15 protein-coding genes are annotated in these 19746 nt (G+C 45.2%); all 15 read left to right on the forward strand.

Annotated features, from left to right (window positions below):
• The first annotated feature begins 75 nt into the window (after window positions 1-75).
• The 15 genes from rpoC to QOZ98_RS18315 all read left to right on the forward strand — a co-directional run bounded on the left by rpoC (window position 76) and on the right by QOZ98_RS18315 (window position 19649).
• Window positions 76-3681, forward strand: a complete 3606-nt coding sequence (gene rpoC, locus QOZ98_RS18245) for a DNA-directed RNA polymerase subunit beta' (protein ID WP_308788695.1) — start codon at window positions 76-78, stop codon at window positions 3679-3681.
• A 136-nt stretch (window positions 3682-3817) separates the two neighbouring features.
• A complete protein-coding gene (locus QOZ98_RS18250) occupies window positions 3818-4066 on the forward strand; it encodes a ribosomal L7Ae/L30e/S12e/Gadd45 family protein (protein WP_308788696.1) in 249 nt (82 codons plus the stop codon).
• A gap of 98 nt (window positions 4067-4164) precedes the next feature.
• A complete protein-coding gene (gene rpsL, locus QOZ98_RS18255; RefSeq protein ID WP_142830518.1) occupies window positions 4165-4584 on the forward strand; it encodes a 30S ribosomal protein S12 in 420 nt (139 codons plus the stop codon).
• Between the two features lie 44 nt (window positions 4585-4628).
• Window positions 4629-5099: a 30S ribosomal protein S7 gene (gene rpsG, locus QOZ98_RS18260; RefSeq protein WP_008432480.1), complete on the forward strand. Its 471-nt coding sequence runs from the start codon at window positions 4629-4631 to the stop codon at window positions 5097-5099.
• A gap of 54 nt (window positions 5100-5153) precedes the next feature.
• Window positions 5154-7232 carry an elongation factor G gene (fusA, locus tag QOZ98_RS18265; RefSeq protein WP_142830520.1) on the forward strand — a complete coding sequence of 693 codons (2079 nt, stop codon included), beginning with the start codon at window positions 5154-5156 and terminating at the stop codon, window positions 7230-7232.
• A 114-nt stretch (window positions 7233-7346) separates the two neighbouring features.
• Window positions 7347-8534 carry an elongation factor Tu gene (gene tuf / locus QOZ98_RS18270; RefSeq protein WP_142830522.1) on the forward strand — a complete coding sequence of 396 codons (1188 nt, stop codon included), beginning with the start codon at window positions 7347-7349 and terminating at the stop codon, window positions 8532-8534.
• Between the two features lie 323 nt (window positions 8535-8857).
• A complete protein-coding gene (gene ilvE / locus QOZ98_RS18275; protein ID WP_308788697.1) occupies window positions 8858-9757 on the forward strand; it encodes a branched-chain-amino-acid transaminase in 900 nt (299 codons plus the stop codon).
• Between the two features lie 361 nt (window positions 9758-10118).
• The gene (gene ilvB / locus QOZ98_RS18280; protein ID WP_308788698.1) at window positions 10119-11846 is read left to right on the forward strand and encodes a biosynthetic-type acetolactate synthase large subunit; all 1728 of its coding nucleotides are present in this window, start codon (window positions 10119-10121) and stop codon (window positions 11844-11846) included.
• Window positions 11843-12355 carry an acetolactate synthase small subunit gene (gene ilvN / locus QOZ98_RS18285; protein ID WP_215102515.1) on the forward strand — a complete coding sequence of 171 codons (513 nt, stop codon included), beginning with the start codon at window positions 11843-11845 and terminating at the stop codon, window positions 12353-12355. The genes ilvB and ilvN overlap by 4 nt, the downstream gene beginning before the upstream one ends.
• A gap of 28 nt (window positions 12356-12383) precedes the next feature.
• Window positions 12384-13418: a ketol-acid reductoisomerase gene (ilvC, locus tag QOZ98_RS18290; protein ID WP_308788699.1), complete on the forward strand. Its 1035-nt coding sequence runs from the start codon at window positions 12384-12386 to the stop codon at window positions 13416-13418.
• A complete protein-coding gene (locus QOZ98_RS18295; protein WP_308788700.1) occupies window positions 13405-14946 on the forward strand; it encodes a 2-isopropylmalate synthase in 1542 nt (513 codons plus the stop codon). Before ilvC ends, QOZ98_RS18295 begins: the two co-directional genes overlap by 14 nt.
• A 32-nt stretch (window positions 14947-14978) precedes the next feature.
• Complete coding sequence (leuB, locus tag QOZ98_RS18300; RefSeq protein WP_308788701.1) at window positions 14979-16079, forward strand: 3-isopropylmalate dehydrogenase; 1101 nt, start codon at window positions 14979-14981, stop codon at window positions 16077-16079.
• Window positions 16080-16097: 18 nt separating this feature from the next.
• A complete protein-coding gene (gene leuC / locus QOZ98_RS18305; RefSeq protein ID WP_308788702.1) occupies window positions 16098-17516 on the forward strand; it encodes a 3-isopropylmalate dehydratase large subunit in 1419 nt (472 codons plus the stop codon).
• Between the two features lie 25 nt (window positions 17517-17541).
• On the forward strand, window positions 17542-18132 hold the full coding sequence (leuD, locus tag QOZ98_RS18310; RefSeq protein ID WP_308788703.1) for a 3-isopropylmalate dehydratase small subunit: 591 nt from the start codon (window positions 17542-17544) through the stop codon (window positions 18130-18132).
• 194 nt (window positions 18133-18326) lie between these two features.
• A complete protein-coding gene (locus QOZ98_RS18315) occupies window positions 18327-19649 on the forward strand; it encodes a Na+/H+ antiporter family protein (protein WP_308788704.1) in 1323 nt (440 codons plus the stop codon).
• The last annotated feature ends 97 nt before the right edge of the window (window positions 19650-19746 follow it).

The following is a 19746-nucleotide window of genomic DNA, read 5'->3' on the forward strand; positions in this document are numbered from 1 at the left end:
GTTCTCCATTTATTCACTTAGCCATTACCGAGGAAGAGCCGTACAGAAACTCGAGACAAAAGGGAGGTAGGCTCCTTGATAGATGTTAATAATTTTGAGTATATGAAAATCGGATTAGCGTCACCCGATAAAATTCGCTCATGGTCTTATGGAGAAGTCAAAAAGCCAGAAACAATCAATTACCGTACACTGAAACCTGAAAAAGATGGTTTGTTCTGTGAACGTATTTTCGGTCCTACAAAAGACTGGGAATGCCATTGTGGTAAGTACAAGCGTGTCCGTTATAAAGGCGTTGTCTGCGATCGCTGTGGCGTTGAAGTCACGCGTTCTAAAGTTCGCCGCGAACGCATGGGGCATATTGAATTAGCAGCTCCTGTTTCGCACATCTGGTATTTCAAAGGAATTCCGAGCCGTATGGGACTTATCCTGGATATGTCTCCACGCTCACTTGAAGAAGTGATTTACTTTGCTTCTTATGTAGTAATCGATCCTGCAGATACACCGCTTGAAAAGAAACAGCTTCTTTCTGAAAAAGAATACCGTGCGTACCGTGATAAGTTTGGCAAGAAATTCCAAGCTGCCATGGGTGCTGAAGCAATCAAACGCCTATTGCAGGAAATCGACCTTGAGCGCGAAACGGATTCCCTAAAAGAAGAGTTGAAAACAGCTCAAGGCCAACGCCGCACTCGTGCGATCAAACGCCTTGAAGTGGTTGAGTCATTCCGTAATTCAGGAAACAATCCTGATTGGATGATCCTTGACGTTCTTCCTGTTATTCCACCTGAACTTCGCCCGATGGTTCAATTAGATGGCGGCCGCTTTGCGACTTCCGATTTAAATGATCTTTATCGCCGCGTAATCAACCGGAACAACCGCCTGAAACGTCTGTTGGACCTTGGCGCACCAAGCATTATCGTACAGAACGAAAAACGCATGCTTCAAGAAGCTGTTGATGCGTTGATCGATAACGGCCGTCGCGGCCGTCCGGTCACAGGACCTGGTAACCGTCCATTGAAATCTCTTTCTCATATGCTGAAAGGGAAACAAGGACGTTTCCGTCAGAACCTTCTTGGTAAACGAGTTGATTACTCAGGCCGTTCCGTTATCGTAGTTGGACCTAACCTGAAAATGTATCAATGTGGTTTGCCGAAAGGTATGGCTATCGAATTGTTCAAGCCGTTCGTCATGAAAGAATTGGTTGAACGTGGATTGGCCCACAACATCAAGAGCGCAAAACGCAAAATCGAACGCCTTCATTCTGAAGTTTGGGATGTACTGGAAGATGTCATTAAGGAGCACCCGGTTCTATTGAACCGAGCACCGACACTTCACAGACTGGGTATCCAGGCATTTGAACCGACACTAGTTGAAGGTAAAGCGATCCGTCTTCATCCGCTTGTATGTACTGCATACAATGCCGATTTCGATGGTGACCAAATGGCTGTTCACGTACCTTTATCATCCGAAGCGCAAGCAGAAGCAAGATTATTGATGCTTGCAGCTCAAAACATTTTGAATCCAAAAGACGGAAAACCTGTTGTAACACCATCTCAGGATATGGTTCTAGGAAACTATTACTTAACACTTGAGCGCAAAGGTGCTACAGGAGAAGGCGCTACTTTCTCAGGACCTGAAGAAGTCATGATCGCTTATCAAACAGGCCATGTGCACTTGCATACTCGTATTGCAATTCAAGCTGGAGCCGTCAATAACCCGACGTTCACAGAAGAACAAAACAAAATGCTTTTATTGACAACAGTCGGTAAAATTATTTTCAATGAAATTCTGCCGAAGTCATTCCCGTATATCAATGAACCAACTGATTACAATCTGCAGGTGGAAACACCAGCGAAATATTTCGTTGCTACAACGACTGATATTCGCAAGCATATCGAAGAAGCTGAACTTGTGACACCGTTCAAGAAGAAAATTCTTGGGGAAATCATTGCGGAAGTATTCAAACGTTTCCATATTACGGAAACTTCTAAAATGCTTGATCGCATGAAGAGCCTTGGATTCAAATATTCGACACAAGCCGGCATCACTGTTGGTGTGGCGGATATCGTAGTTCTTCCGGACAAGGGAGAGATTCTGGTCGATGCACAAGCAAACGTAGACAAAGTTATGCAGCAATTCCGTCGCGGATTGATTACAGAAGAAGAGCGATATGCACGCGTCATTTCATATTGGAGCAGTGCAAAAGATATCATTCAGAGCAAACTGATGGCATCTCTTGATAACTTGAATCCAATCTTTATGATGAGTGATTCCGGAGCGCGTGGTAATGCATCCAACTTTACACAGCTTGCTGGTATGCGCGGACTCATGGCCAACCCGGCTGGGCGCATTATTGAACTTCCGATTAAATCTTCTTTCCGTGAAGGATTGACCGTACTTGAATACTTCATCTCTACTCACGGTGCTCGTAAAGGCCTTGCCGATACAGCACTTAAAACAGCCGATTCTGGTTACTTGACTCGTCGTCTCGTAGATGTTGCACAAGATGCAATTGTCCGTGAAAATGACTGTGGCACTGACAGAGGCCTGCTGGTAGGGGCGTTGATGGAAGGCACAGAAGTGATTGAAGAGCTTGATGAGCGTATCGTTGGCCGTCATGCTAAGAAAACAATCCGCCATCCGGAAACAAAAGAAATAATTGTAGCGAAAGATGAATTGATTACACAAGATTTGACCCGCCTTATTCTTGAAGCGGGCATCAAAGAAGTAACAATTCGTTCTGCGTTTACATGTAATACAAAACACGGCGTTTGTAAGAAATGCTACGGTACGAACTTGGCAACTGGAGACGAAGTTGAAGTGGGCGAAGCAGTAGGTATTATTGCGGCTCAATCAATCGGTGAACCAGGAACTCAGCTTACGATGCGTACATTCCATACGGGCGGGGTTGCAGGAGACGATATTACTCAAGGTCTTCCGCGTATCCAGGAAATATTTGAATCGCGTAATCCGAAAGGCCAGGCCGTTATTTCTGAAATTACAGGTACAGTTACTGAAATTGATGAAATTCGCGAAGGCCAGAAAGAAGTAACGATTCAAGGAGAAGTTGAAACACGTAAATATCTAGCTCCGTACAATGCGCGCATCAAGGTTCAAGTTGATGATGCCATCGTTCGCGGCGAAGTATTGACGGATGGTTCAATCGATCCGAAACAATTGCTTCAAGTAAAAGATGTTCAAGCTGTTCAGGTATATCTATTGAAAGAAGTTCAGAAAGTATACCGTATGCAAGGGGTAGAAATCGGCGATAAGCACGTAGAAGTTATGGTTCGTCAAATGTTCCGTAAAGTCCGTGTCATTGAAGCCGGCGACACTGAATTGCTTCCAGGTTCACTTTTGGATATTCACCAATTTACTGAAGCCAACGTTAAAGCAGTGCTGGAAGGCAACTTGCCAGCAACAAGCCGTCCTGTCATTCTAGGGATTACGAAAGCTTCACTTGAAACAGAATCATTCCTATCAGCCGCATCATTCCAGGAAACGACTCGCGTCTTAACGGATGCAGCGATCAAAGGAAAACGTGATGAGCTTCTAGGATTGAAAGAGAACGTCATTATCGGTAAACTTGTTCCAGCCGGAACAGGAATGCAGCGTTACCGTCAAATTAAGATTGCTCAAAGCGAAAAAGCAGCGAAGCAGGAAATTGTCGGTACAGAATCATAAAAGAGATTTTTGGATTCCGGGGAGCTACTAACAGTCTCCCCGGGATTTTTTAAGAATTCAGTTGACAGTATTGTCATAGAATGATAATATGTTGAGGGTTGATGGTTAACGGTCTGACACTTTGGAGGATATGCAAATGTCTAATGAAAAAGTAAAACAGGCGAATGAAATAATCATCGGTACAAAGCAGACAGTAAAAGCATTAAAAAGCGGCATTGTCCAAGAGATAATAGTGGCAAAAGACGCGGACGATCGAATGACCAAACAGATTATCCAACTAGCCTTAGAAAAAGGTATTCGGATCGAGTTTGCAGATTCACGATTGAAGCTTGGCAAAGCATATGGCATTAATGTCGGTGCAGCTGCTGTGGCTATTACTGGATAACAGTTTTTGTGTAAAACACAAAGACTTTGTTTTTTACCCAAAAATGAACCACCTGGATATGTGGTATTAGAACACCTTTTGAGAGGAGGAAAAAATCGATGCCTACAATTAACCAATTAGTTAACAAGCCTCGTAAACCAAAGAGCACGAAATCAGGTTCACCAGCGCTAAACAAAGGGTACAACAGCTTTAAAAAGTCTCAAACTAACGTGACATCACCGCAAAAACGTGGAGTATGTACTCGTGTTGGTACGATGACACCAAAAAAACCAAACTCGGCATTGCGTAAATATGCTCGTGTACGGTTGACTAACCAAATCGAGGTTAATGCTTACATCCCTGGAGAAGGCCACAACCTTCAAGAGCACAGTGTAGTTCTTCTTCGCGGCGGACGCGTAAAAGATTTACCGGGTGTGCGTTACCATATCGTACGTGGAGCACTTGATACAGCTGGAGTAAACGGCCGTATGCAAAGCCGTTCTAAATACGGAACTAAACGTCCTAAAGTAAAAAAATAATAAATTAACTTAACGAAGAGATTTCGTTGAAAGGAGGAACATACATGCCTCGTAAAGGTCCTGTAGCTAAACGTGACGTGTTACCAGATCCAATTTATAACTCGAAATTGGTGACACGCTTAATTAATAAAATGATGGTTGACGGAAAAAGAGGTACTTCACAAAAGATTCTATACGGAGCGTTTGAGTTAGTTAAAGAGCGCAGCGGTAAAGATCCAATTGAAGTATACGAACAAGCATTGACTAACGTTATGCCAGTTCTTGAAGTACGCGCTCGCCGTGTTGGTGGTGCAAACTATCAGGTACCGGTTGAAGTTCGTCCTGAACGCCGTACAACTCTAGGTCTTCGCTACCTTGTAAACTATTCACGTCTTCGTGGAGAGAAAACAATGGAAGAGCGTTTGGCTAATGAAATTTTAGATGCTGCCAACAACACTGGAGCAGCTGTTAAAAAACGTGAAGATATTCATAAAATGGCGGAAGCAAACAAAGCGTTTGCTCACTATCGCTGGTAATTTCTTTCGAGATGTTCTTAACATCTTAATCCGAAACGGAAGGAGAAAAACAACATGGCTAGAGAGTTCTCCTTAGACAAAACACGTAATATCGGGATCATGGCACACATTGATGCTGGTAAAACGACTACTACGGAGCGTATTTTATACTACACTGGTAGAATCCACAAAATTGGTGAAACGCATGAAGGTGCTTCTCAAATGGACTGGATGGAGCAAGAGCAGGAACGTGGAATTACAATCACATCTGCTGCTACAACTGCTTCATGGAAAAACCACCGTGTTAACATTATCGATACTCCAGGACACGTAGACTTCACTGTTGAAGTTGAACGTTCATTGCGCGTACTTGATGGTGCTGTTACTGTTCTTGATGCTCAATCAGGTGTAGAGCCTCAGACTGAAACAGTTTGGCGTCAAGCTACAACATACGGCGTTCCACGTATCGTATTCATCAACAAAATGGATAAAATCGGTGCTGATTTCCTTTATTCTGTAGGCACTTTGCATGATCGCCTACAAGCTAATGCTCACCCGATCCAATTGCCAATCGGCGCAGAAGATGAGTTTTCAGCAATTATTGACCTTGTTGAAATGAACACACGCTTCTATGCAAACGATTTGGGAACTGAAATTACAGAAGGTGAGATTCCTGAAGAGTATAAAGAGCTTGCTGAAGAGTGGCACACTAAATTAGTGGAAGCTGTTGCTGAGCTTGATGAAGACTTGATGGAAAAATACCTAGGTGGGGAAGAGATCACTACAGAAGAACTTAAAGCTGGTATCCGTAAAGGAACACTAGACGTTGAGTTTTATCCAGTGGTTTGCGGAACTGCATTTAAAAATAAAGGGGTTCAATTAATGCTTGATGCAGTAATTGATTACCTACCATCTCCATTGGATGTACCGCCAATGACTGGCGTTCTTCCAGATTCGGATGAAGAGGTATTGCGTAAACCTAGCGAAGACGAGCCATTCTCAGCGCTTGCGTTTAAAGTAATGACAGATCCATATGTTGGGAAGTTGACTTTCTTCCGTGTGTATTCTGGAACTCTTAAATCCGGTTCATATGTTCAGAACTCTTCTAAAGGCAAGCGTGAGCGCGTAGGACGTATCCTCCAAATGCACGCAAACTCCCGTGAAGAAATCGCTGAAGTATATTGTGGAGATATTGCTGCTGCTATCGGACTTAAAGATACATCGACTGGTGATACTTTAAGCGACGAGAAACATCAGGTTATCCTTGAACGCATGGTATTCCCAGAACCTGTTATCTCACTTTCTGTGGAACCTAAATCAAAAGCGGATCAAGACAAAATGGGTCAAGCCCTTGCGAAATTGCAAGAAGAAGATCCAACTTTCCGTGCGCACACTGACCAGGAAACTGGCCAAACAATCATCGCGGGTATGGGTGAACTTCACCTTGATATCTTAGTTGACCGTATGCGCCGTGAGTTCAACGTAGAAGCTAACGTGGGTGCTCCTCAGGTATCTTACCGTGAGACATTCCGTGAATCTGCTAAAGTTGAAGGTAAATTCGTACGCCAATCTGGTGGACGCGGACAGTTCGGACACGTTTGGATCGAGTTCTCTCCAAACGAAGAAGGAGCAGGTTTTGAATTTGAAAATGGTATCGTTGGTGGTGTTGTTCCACGTGAATACATCCCAGCAGTTGAAGCGGGTCTACGCGACTCTCTAGACAACGGTGTTATTGCCGGATATCCATTGATCGATATCAAAGCTCGTTTGTTCGACGGATCTTACCATGATGTTGACTCGAATGAGATGGCATTTAAAGTTGCTGCTTCTATGGCACTTAAAAATGCAATTTCGAAAGTACGACCGGTTCTTCTTGAGCCAATTATGCGCGTCGAGGTTGTTATCCCTGAGGAATACCTTGGAGATATCATGGGTGACATTACGTCACGCCGAGGCCGTGTAGAAGGTATGGACGCTCGCGGAAACGCGCAAGTTGTTCGTGCTATGGTACCTCTTGCAGAAATGTTCGGTTATGCGACTTCATTGCGTTCAAACACGCAAGGCCGTGGTGTGTTCTCAATGCACTTCGATCACTATGAAGAAGTACCGAAATCAATTTCTGAAGAAATTATCAAAAAAAATAAAGGTCAATAATTGAATTTTGATCTTTAATAAAGTATAAATAGTTTGTATGCACGGAATAATAGGGCCCTATTATTCCGGCACTTCAAACAAACATTCACTTACATTTTGAGGAGGATTTTTCTAATGGGAAAAGCTAAATTTGATCGTTCTAAAACGCACGCGAATATTGGTACAATTGGTCACGTTGACCATGGTAAAACAACTTTAACTGCAGCAATCGCTACAGTTCTTGCTAAAAAATCAGGCGGGGAAGCTCGTTCTTACGCTCAAATCGACAACGCACCTGAAGAAAAAGAGCGCGGTATCACAATCAATACTTCACACGTTGAGTATGAAACTGAATCACGCCACTATGCACACGTAGATTGCCCTGGACACGCCGATTATGTTAAAAACATGATCACTGGTGCTGCTCAAATGGACGGCGGAATCTTAGTAGTATCTGCTGCTGACGGCCCAATGCCACAAACTCGTGAGCACATTCTTCTTTCACGTCAAGTTGGTGTTCCTTACCTAGTAGTATTCATGAACAAATGCGATATGGTAGATGACGAAGAACTTCTTGAATTAGTTGAAATGGAAGTGCGCGATCTTCTATCTGAATATGACTTCCCTGGCGATGACATTCCTGTCATCAAAGGTTCTGCTCTTAAAGCTCTTGAAGGCGAAGCAGAATGGGAAGAAAAAATCGTTGAATTGATGGATGCAGTTGATAGCTATATCCCAACTCCACCACGTGACACTGACAAGCCATTCATGATGCCTGTTGAGGATGTATTCTCAATCACTGGCCGTGGTACGGTTGCTACTGGACGCGTTGAACGCGGACAGATCAAAATCGGTGATAACGTTGATATCATTGGTCTTACTGAAGAACCAAAATCTACTACTGTAACAGGTGTAGAAATGTTCCGTAAATTGCTTGACTATGCTGAAGCTGGCGACAACATTGGTGCACTTCTTCGCGGAGTTTCTCGTGACGACGTACAGCGTGGACAAGTATTGGCTAAACCAGGCACAATCACTCCACACACTGAGTTCAAAGCTGAAGTTTATGTTCTTTCAAAAGAAGAGGGTGGACGTCACACTCCATTCTTCACAAACTACCGTCCACAGTTCTACTTCCGTACAACTGATGTAACTGGTGTTTGTAACCTTCCTGAAGGTGTAGAAATGGTTATGCCTGGAGATAACATCGAAATGATCGTTTCTCTAATCTCTCCTATCGCACTTGAAGAAGGAACTAAGTTCTCTATCCGTGAGGGTGGACGTACTGTAGGCGCTGGCGTTGTTGCTACAATCACTAAGTAATAACTGCTGAGTGTTGATTTTAGACCCTGTCTCATAATGAGACAGGGTCTTTTTTTGCGTTGTACCAAAGGATGAGTGCTATGTAACTTCTAAAATTCCGGTTGTTCATAAAATATTCAAACTTTTTAAAAAGTCTTTAGAAGTTAGTAATAGCAACAATGAAAACGGATACATAATTTGAGAATATTCAAAATTAACGAAAAAGTAACAAGAAGTTGATTGACACGCTGTTGAATAGGCGATATGATAGCAACAATTTACAATACACAAACGGAATTCGATATATTGCATATTATAAAACTTTCGAGAAAGAAGTGGACATCATGAGCGAACAAGTAATTTATTTGAACGGTGAATTCGTTAAAAAAGAAGACGCTAAAATTTCAGTTTATGATCACGGTTTTTTATACGGTGATGGTGTGTTTGAAGGAATCCGTTCTTACAACGGAAATGTCTTTCGGCTGGAAGAACATCTTGAGCGCCTTTACGATTCAGCAAAATCTGTGATGCTCGAGATACCCCACACTTTTGAGGAAATGACTCAGATTGTTGTCCAAACTTTGAGAGAAAATAAGTTCAAGGATGCCTATATTCGCCTCATTGTTTCACGAGGAGTCGGAAACTTAGGGTTGGATCCTTACAGTTGTTCTAATCCCAGCGTAATCGTAATAGCCGAACCTTTGTCATTGTTCCCTAAAGCGATGTATGATACAGGAATCGAAATTGTATCGGTTGCTACACGCAGAAGCCGTGCAGATGTGCTGAGCCCGAAAGTTAAATCATTGAACTATATGAACAATATCTTAGTGAAGCTCGAAGCTCATTTAGCAGGCGTTTCTGAAGCGCTCATGTTGAATGATCAAGGGTATGTAGCCGAGGGTTCAGCAGATAACATTTTCATTGTCCGCAAAAAAAAGTTGCTGACACCTCCAGGGTATGTTGGAGCACTTGAAGGAATTACACGAAATGCAATCATGGATGTAGCTGCTGAAAAAGGCTATGACATCCAAGAAGCTGTTTTTACAAGACACGACGTATATGTAGCGGATGAAGTATTCTTGACAGGAACTGCTGCAGAGGTCATTGCGGTAGTGAAAGTAGACGGCCGAGTGATTGGCGAAGGGAAGCCTGGCCCCGTTACAAATGATTTGCTTGAATCATTCAGAGAACTTGTTCAAAACGACGGTGTGAAAGTTTATGCCGATCATTTAAATGTTGTATAAGACAACAAATATCTCAATCAAATATTAGTTCAACTCAATGACGAGGTTAAAGTAAATGGAAGCTGTATTCACAGAGAGCCGGTATAGGTGGAAGCCGGCAATACAACCATTTGCGACATCCCCTCTGAGTGGATTACTGAAAAGCTTTGGCTGTTTAGGTAGTCCCGGTGACTTGCAAGTTAAGAGCCATCGTTAACAAAGGATAAGCATTGCTTATCCATGAGGCTGCGGTTGCGCAGTGAACTAGGGTGGTACCATGAAGCTTTTTCATCCCTATGCGAAGAACATGTTTCTTTGTGTAGGGATGGAAAAGCTTTTTTGTTTTTATTCCACCGGAGACTGAGAAAAGGAGGCGGAAGGATTGGGAGTAAACGTACAGGTTAGAGAAGAAGTAAAACAGCAGCTAACAGGCAATGGTGCAGATGTACTGATACAATCTTTGAAAAGTCAGGGTGTAGAAATGATTTTTGGATATCCAGGGGGCGCGGTACTGCCAATTTACGACGCCTTGCACAAAAATCCGATACGCCATATATTGGCCAGACATGAACAAGGCGCTATCCATGCAGCCGAAGGATATGCAAGAGTATCCGGCAAACCTGGCGTGGTACTAGCAACGTCAGGTCCAGGTGCAACGAACTTAGTCACAGGGATAGCGGATGCCATGCTCGATTCCTTGCCGCTGGTCATCTTTACCGGGCAGGTGGCAACTTCCGTAATCGGAACTGATGCTTTCCAGGAAGCGGATATCATCGGCATTACACAACCGATTACCAAACACAATTATCAAGTGAAAAAAGTGGCGGATTTGCCAAGAATCATAAAAGAGGCATTCTACATCGCCTCTACCGGACGTCCAGGACCGGTTCTGGTCGACGTACCGAAAAATATTGCAACTGAACTATTCCTATCCAATACAGAAGAAGAGGCGCTCTATCTGCCAGGCTATCAGCCAACAACCAACCCGAATTTCCTGCAGATCCAAAAGGCGGCTCAAGTCCTGTCGCAGGCGAAAAAGCCATTGATTTTAGCAGGAGCAGGTATATTGGCTGCCCAAGCAACAGAAGAGCTGAAAAGCTTTTCTGAAAAGCATCAAATTCCGATCACCAATACATTATTGGGACTTGGAAGCATTTCCGGTGAGCACGAACTGTTCCTTGGAATGGCGGGGATGCACGGCACCTATACTGCAAATACAGCAATTTGCGATTGTGACGTGCTGCTGAACATCGGTGCACGATTCGATGATCGGCTGACCGGTAATCTTGCTCACTTCGCACCAAATGCACAAGTGATCCATATCGACATCGATCCAGCAGAAATCGGAAAAAACGTTCCGACGGCAATCCCGATCGTGGCGGATGCTAAAGAAGCGCTGCTTCAGCTGCTCGACCAACCGTTTAGAAGTCCGGATACGGCTGAATGGCTAGCGAAGTTATCAGGAGATAAGACCGAGTATCCACTTCAGTATCATCTGAAGGGCCGTGAAGGCATTCTTCCGCAGCAGGCGGTTGAACTGATTCACCGTTTGACTGAAGGAAATGCAGTGGTAACCACTGATGTGGGCCAGCACCAGATGTGGGCGGCTCAATATTATCGCTTTAATAATCCGCATAGCTGGGTGACATCAGGAGGCCTTGGCACAATGGGCTTTGGCTTTCCGGCAGCGATCGGGGCACAATTGGCAAAACCCGAGGAACTGGTCATTTCCATTGTTGGAGATGCAGGTTTCCAAATGACGCTGCAGGAACTGTCCTTGCTTCAGGAGTTGCGGCTTCCAGTCAAGATTGTCATCTTAAACAACCAAAGCCTGGGAATGGTAAGGCAGTGGCAGGAAACATTCTACGAAGGGCGTTATTCGCAGTCGTTGATTCCTGTTCAGCCGGATTTCGTGAAATTGGCTGGAGCTTATGACATCAAAGGCTATAAAGTGGAAACGATGGAAGAAGCAGAAGCGGTTTTCGCAGAAGCATTTAATTCAGAAGAGCCAGTTTTGATTGATTGCCGAGTGGTGCAGCTGGAATCTGTGTATCCGATGGTTGCGCCTGGCAAGGGCTTGAATGAAATGATCGGAGTGAAAGGCGAATGAAACGAGTTATTACAACAACCGTAATCAACCAAAGCGGAGTGCTCAACCGGGTGACGGGGCTGCTGATGAAACGGCAGTTCAACATCGAAAGCATTTCGGTTGGGCACACCGAGCAGCCAGGCATGTCGAAAATGACGTTTGTGGTCAACGTAGAAGATAAAGGCAAGCTGGAGCAGTTGCTGAAGCAGCTGCAAAAGCAAATTGATGTGATTAAAGTAAATGACATTACCGATAAGGCAATGGTGATGAGGGAACTGGCACTCGTTAAAGTAGTCGTCCCTCCAGCATTGAGAAACGAAATTCTCAGCATTGTTGAACCGTTCCGGGCAACAGTCGTCGATATGAGCAAAAATGTAACAACATTCCAAGTAACAGGTGACCCGGAAAAAATTGAAGCATTTATTGATTTGATGAGGCCTTATGGTGTGAAAGAGCTGACCCGAACCGGAGTATCCGCATTTGTCAGAGAAACACAAAAAGCACAAACACCGCAATTGAACATCCTATAAAACCCCAAACCCGAGGAGGAAATTAAAAATGGCAAAAATGTATTATAACCAAGACGTAAACGAACAGGTACTTAAAGGAAAGACAATCGCGGTGATCGGCTATGGTTCACAAGGACATGCACATGCTCAAAACTTAAAGGAATCCGGTTTTGATGTAATTGTTGGAGTACGTCCCGGTAAATCATTTGATCAGGCTAAAAATGATGGCATGAAAGTGGCTACAGTAAAAGAAGCGGCAGAAGCGGCAGACGTCATCATGGTCTTAGTACCGGATGAAAAACAGACACAAATCTACAACGCAGAAATCAAACCTTCGTTAACAGCCGGAAAATCACTTGTTTTCGCACATGGCTTTAACATTCACTTTAACCAGATTGTTCCTCCTGAAGATGTGGATGTATTCCTGGTAGCTCCAAAAGGCCCTGGACATCTTGTCCGCCGTACGTACGAAGCGGGTGCTGGCGTTCCTGGATTGATTGCGATCCATCAAGATGTTTCAGGACAAGCTCAGGAAGTAGCTCTTGCTTATGCGAAAGGAATCGGAGCTACACGCGCCGGCGTTTTGGAAACAACATTTAAAGAAGAAACCGAAACAGATCTTTTCGGAGAACAGGCAGTCCTTTGCGGCGGTGTCACATCATTGGTGAAAGCCGGGTTCGAAACACTGGTTGAAGCCGGGTACCAGCCGGAACTTGCGTATTTCGAATGCATGCACGAATTAAAGCTGATCGTTGATTTGATGTATGAAGGTGGATTGTCCGGAATGCGCTATTCAATTTCCGATACTGCCCAATGGGGAGATTTTGTTTCAGGACCGCGCATTGTAGATGCCGATACAAAAGCCCGCATGAAGGATGTTTTGACAGATATCCAAACAGGCAAATTCGCAAAAGGCTGGTTGCTTGAAAATCAGTTGAACCGCCCGGAATTTACGGCGATCGAAAAAGCGGAAGAATCTCATCAAATCGAACAAGTTGGACGTGAATTGCGTGCCATGATGCCATTCGTCAATGAAGGCAAAAAAACTAAACAAAAAGAGGTGGCTGCCAATGTCACAAATTGATATTTTCGATACGACATTACGGGACGGAGAACAGTCGGCTGGGATCAACTTGAATACTGCAGAGAAAATCGAAATCGCCCGCCAGCTTGAACGTCTGGGAGTGACGATTATCGAATCAGGGTTTCCTGCTTCATCTCCAGGGGACTTTGACGCTGTGCAGCGAATTGCAGGCACGGTGAAGAATTCCATAGTAACGGGTCTGGCCCGTTCGATGCAAGGTGATATTGACCGGACATGGGAAGCGTTAAAAGGAGCGGAACAGCCGCATATTCATATCTTTTTGGCTACTTCACCCATCCATATGGAAACGAAACTATTCAAAACACCAGAGCAGGTTGTTGAATTGGCTGTGGAATCCGTCAAATACGCACGCAAGTTCTTCCCGTTGGTCCAATGGTCAGCGGAAGATGCTTCCCGTTCAGATCCGGAATTTTTGGCTCACATTATCCGCAAAGTTATTGAAGCAGGAGCCACAACCATCAACCTGCCGGATACAGTGGGATATGCCACACCTAAAGAATACGGAGCCATGTTCAAATACATGACCGAAAACGTAGCGGGAATCGAAAAAGTGAAACTGTCTGCACATTGCCATAACGATTTGGGAATGGCGACAGCCAACACTTTGGCTGCGATTGAAAATGGTGCCACTCAAATTGAAGGAACCATCAACGGTATCGGAGAGCGCGCCGGCAATGTCGCACTTGAAGAAATTGCAGTCGCTTTGCATATCCGTAAACAAATCTTTAATATTGAGACAGGCATCAACCTTCATGAAATCAAGCGCACAAGCCAATTGGTCAGTCAGTTGACAGGAAGCTTGATCCAGCCGAATAAAGCTGTGGTCGGGAAAAATGCATTTGCCCACGAATCCGGCATTCACCAGGACGGCATGCTGAAAAATCCATTGACTTATGAAATCATCACACCGGAGTTGATTGGCGACGCAGCGACCGAATTGGTGCTTGGCAAACATTCCGGGCGCCATGCCTTTAAAGATCGTGCCGTCAAAATGGGCTTTGATTTAACGGATGAAAAGCTGAACAATGCATTTATCGAGTTTAAGAAATTAGCTGACCGCAAAAAAGAAATTATAGAAGATGATCTATACGTATTGCTGACAGACCAGCAAATCCATGATACCGAAACACCGGTTTATAAACTGGAAAGTGTGCAGGTGCAATACGGTACAGCTAATATTCCAACAGCTACCGCTTCTGCTTATCACCCGAATGGTGAGTTGATCAGCGAAGCTGCGACTGGAGCCGGATCGGTTGAAGCGATCTTCAACACATTGGAACGGATTGTTGAAGGCAAAGTCCACATTTTGGATTACCGTGTAACATCCATCGGCAAAGGACGCGATGCCTTAGGCGAAGCAGTTATTAATATGAGCTATAACGGAGAGACGGTTACAGGCCGAGACGTTGCACAGGATGTTCTGGAAGCAACAGCAAAAGCGTATTTGAATGCAGTGAATCGCCAAATTGTCCAAGTTGGGAAGAAAGTCCGAATGTCTGCAGTGTAAGAAAGAACAGATCGAAAGAGGAGGAATTTAAAATGAAAAAAACAATAGCGGTATTGCCAGGAGACGGAATCGGACCAGAAGTAACAGATGCAGCGGTAAAAGTGCTGCAATCCATCGCAATGCGTTATGGACATACTTTTCATTTAAAGCATGCGGCAATCGGAGGAACGGCGGTTGATCAATTTGACAACCCGCTGCCTCAGCAAACCATTGATGTTTGTGATGCGAGCGATGCGATTCTCCTCGGTGCGGTCGGAGGAACGAAATGGGACAGCAATCCTGCCCATCTGCGTCCGGAAAAAGGGCTTTTGAACATCCGGAAGCATTTCGATTTATTCGCAAATATCCGTCCGGTTAAAGCAGTTCCGGCATTGCTGGATTCGTCTCCTTTAAAGGAAGAAGTGGCGAAAGAAGTGGATATGGTCATCGTCCGCGAATTGACGAGCGGTTTGTATTTCGGGGAACCGAAACGCCGGTCGGAGAAATCAGCGGTGGATACATTGGTTTATACGAGAGAGGAAATCGAGCGTATCGTCAATCAGGCGTTTGAAATCGCCCGTACACGCAGAGGCAAAGTGACTTCGGTCGACAAAGCCAATGTATTGGAAACCAGCAAACTATGGCGTGAAGTAGTGGAAGAACGCAGAAAAGCCTATCCGGACATCGAAGTGGAGCATATGCTGGTCGATTCAGCAGCAATGAAACTGATCACCGATCCACGCGCTTTTGATGTGGTAGTCACAGAGAACATGTTTGGTGACATCTTGAGTGATGAAGCTTCAGTCATCACCGGTTCACTTGGCATGCTGCCGTCTGCCAGCATCCGTTCAGACGGTTTCGGCCTTTACGAACCCGTACATGGCTCAGCTCCGGATATCGCAGGACAAAATAAAGCGAATCCATCTGCTGCCATCTTGTCCGCTGCCATGATGCTTAAGCATTCATTTGGCTTGCATACGGAAGCTGCAGCTATTGAAAAAGCTGTCATGGGCGTTTTGGAAGATGGGTATTGCACTGGAGATCTTGCTGGAGAAGGAAAACGCGTAGTTTCAACCGATCGATTTGTAACAAAAGTTGTGGAAGAGCTGGAAAGAGAATTTGTATCAGAACACATCATGTATTCTTATGTGTAAGTGAAAGGAGCGGTTCGCATGGCAAAAACAATTATAGAAAAAATTTGGGAACAGCATATCGTCTTTGAAGAGCAAGGCAAGCCGGACCTGCTATACATCGATCTTCATTTATTGCATGAGGTGACATCCCCGCAAGCGTTTGAAGGGCTTCGGCTGAACGGGCGCAAAGCCCGCCGGCCCGATCTTTGTTTTGCAACCATGGACCATAACGTGCCAACGCGAAACCGGGAAACCATCACCGATCCCATTTCGCGAAAACAAATTAAGACCTTGCAGGATAACTGTGATGAGTTTGGTGTTCCGCTTGCGGGCATTAATCATCCGGACCAGGGAATCGTCCATGTTATTGGACCGGAACTGGGCTTGACGCAACCCGGCAAAACCATTGTCTGCGGCGACAGCCATACTTCGACGCACGGAGCCTTTGGTGCTTTGGCATTCGGCATCGGTACGAGTGAAGTGGAGCACGTCCTTTCCACTCAGACGCTATGGCAATCAAAGCCGAAAACGATGGAAGTGCGGATCGACGGCAAGCTGGGCTTTGGCGTTTCTTCCAAAGACGTCATCTTGGCGATCATTTCGAAGTTCGGCATCGATATGGGAACTGGGCATGTCATGGAGTACACGGGAGAAGCCATCCGTGGATTGTCGATGGAAGAGCGCATGACCATCTGCAATATGTCGATCGAAGCCGGTGCGCGCGCCGGGCTGATCAGTCCGGATGAAACGACGGTGGAATACTTGAGAGGGCGCAGACATGTGCCTGAAGGTGAGGCGTTTGAAAAAGAAGCGGCTCGTTGGCTGGCTCTTGCAACAGACGAAGGCGCGCAGTATGACGCGTCAGTAACGATTCATGCAGATGAAATTTCTCCATTCGTCACATGGGGTACGAATCCTTCAATGGGTTCAGGCATTGCAGAGCGCGTTCCATCCGCCGCGGATTACGACAAGCAGTCGGATAAAGATGCGTTGAAGCAAGCATTGGCCTATATGCATTTGGAAGAAGGAACGCCGCTTTCTTCGATTGATGTTCAGCATGTCTTTATCGGTTCCTGCACAAACGCTCGTCTAGGCGATTTGCGTGCAGCTAGTGAAATCATCAAAGGCAAAAGTGTGCATCCGTCCGTTACGGCGATTGTCGTTCCTGGATCTGAAACGGTCAAACGCGCTGCAGAACAGGAAGGACTTGACCGAGTGTTTCTTGAAGCTGGCTTTGAATGGCGCGAAACCGGATGCAGCATGTGTCTGGCGATGAATGAAGATTCGGTGCCTGCTGGCGAACGCTGTGCATCCACGTCCAACCGGAATTTTGAAGGACGCCAAGGAGCGGGATCAATGACACATTTGGTAAGCCCTGTAATGGCAGCGGCAGCTGCAATTGAAGGCCACTTAACTGATGTCCGTAATTATATGAAAGAGCCCGTACCGTCCCTATGACAGGCAGAAATGAGGAGGCCAAACGATGAAGCCGATCAATAAAATCTCAAGCGTCCTGACCCCGCTTGAACGCAAAAATGTAGATACGGACCAAATCATCTCAAAAGAGTTTTTAAAGCGTATTGAACGGACGGGATTCGGCAAGTATTTATTTTATCATTGGCGCTTTCATGCTGATGGTACGCCGGTAGAAGACTTTGTTTTGAATGACCCCCGATTCAACGGCTCCGAAATTTTGGTCGCACAAGAAAATTTCGGCTGCGGTTCTTCTCGTGAACATGCTCCGTGGGCGATTTTGGATTACGGATTCCGCGTAGTCATCGCTCCCAGCTATGCAGACATCTTCTATAATAACTGTGTAAAAAACGGCATCTTGCCGATCCGCTTAAAGGATCAGGAAGTCAATGAATTGATTGACAAGGGACAGCAGCAGGAATTCAAGTTGGAAATCAATTTGGAAGACCAGACTGTCTCAGCCCAGGACGGCACACGCTATGAATTTGATATTGATCCATACTGGAAAGAAATGCTTTTGAAAGGCTGGGACGAGATCGCACTGACGTTCCAATACGATGCCTATATCGCGGCTTATGAAGAAAGAGCGCGCCGGGCTTGATGAAAATGTAAGTAACCAAGCTCCAAGGTGAGATGATTAACAAGAAGACCTTTTACGTAAACCGTAAAAGGTCTTTATTTTTTGACTTTTTTGTCTTTAACCAAATCAATAATAGCTTGTTGACAAGCATTTCACGGTTTGTTAATTTAAAGTGTGTACTTTAACGCTTTAGCAAACTAAAGGAGAGTTTATTTATGAATGCAGTTGTTGTCGCTGTCTTAGTCATGCTCGTATTGAGCTTATTGCGTGTGAATGTCGTCTTTGCTTTACTTATCGGTGCGCTTGCAGGCGGATTAAGCGGTGGATTATCATTTACCGATACATTAACATCATTTACCGACGGTTTAGGAGCAGGTGCGACCATTGCGCTAAGCTATGCCATGCTCGGAGGATTTGCCGTAGCGATTTCGCGCACGGGCATACCTGAGCTGCTTGTGTCTGGCGTCTTGAAGCTGGTTAATAAAGATGGGGAAGCCACGCGGGAAAATCTGGCGAAAGCTCTCATCATTATTGCGCTGCTGGCAATGGCCATCTTCTCGCAAAACTTGATACCAATCCACATCGCTTTTATTCCTTTATTGGTTCCGCCGATTTTGCACATTTTAAATGAATTGCGAATTGACCGCCGGCTGATTGCTGCGGTTCTGACATTTGGTCTGACAGCACCTTATATTTTATTGCCGTATGGCTTTGGTCTGATTTTTCATGAGATTGTCGCGACGCAGATGGAGCTTGCGGGTCTGACCATCGATATGGCGGATATCCCGAAAGCGATGGCGATTCCGATAGCCGGCTTATTGGTCGGATTGATCATTGCGGTGTTCATCTCTTACCGCAAACCGAGAGAGTATCGTAAATCTTCTTCTACTATAGAAGGAACTGTGAAAAAGACAGCGTCACTAAAAGATGTTATCGTGACGATCGCGGCATTGATCGCAGCACTGATCGCCCAAATTCAGACAGACTCGATGATCATCGGCGCACTTGCCGGAATTCTTGTGCTATACGCCTTTGGTGCAATGAAGTGGCGCGAAGCTGATGACGTTCTCACAGAAGGCATGCGCATGATGGCATTCATTGGCTTTGTCATGATTACTGCCAATGGCTTTGCATCGGTCATACAGGCAACTGGAGCCGTCGAGCCGCTTGTTGAAAGCGTCTCTGATCTGTTCGCCGGCAACAAAGGTCTCGCAGCACTGGCGATGCTTATCGTCGGTTTGTTCGTAACGATGGGCATCGGCTCCTCGTTCGCAACGATTCCGATCATTGCTGCGATATTTGTGCCGCTAAGCCTGGAGTTCGAATTCTCGACAATGGCGATCATCGCCTTGATCGGTACGGCAGGCGCATTGGGTGACGCAGGATCGCCAGCCTCCGACTCTACGCTTGGTCCGACCGCCGGACTGAATGTCGATGGACAGCACAATCACATCTGGGACACATGTGTTCCAACCTTCCTTCATTACAATATTCCCTTGGTGATTTTCGGTTGGGTTGCCGTCATGCTGCTGGGTTAAGCTCTAAATGTTCGGACTATTATCGTATGTCTTGATGTTCTAAAATATCCTGTTATACTAATAAAAGCGAATTGAAAAGAATTTCGTGGAAAGCCTT

Origin of the sequence: Planomicrobium stackebrandtii, assembly GCF_030814955.1 — a bacterium.
GTDB lineage: Bacteria > Bacillota > Bacilli > Bacillales_A > Planococcaceae > Planococcus > Planococcus stackebrandtii.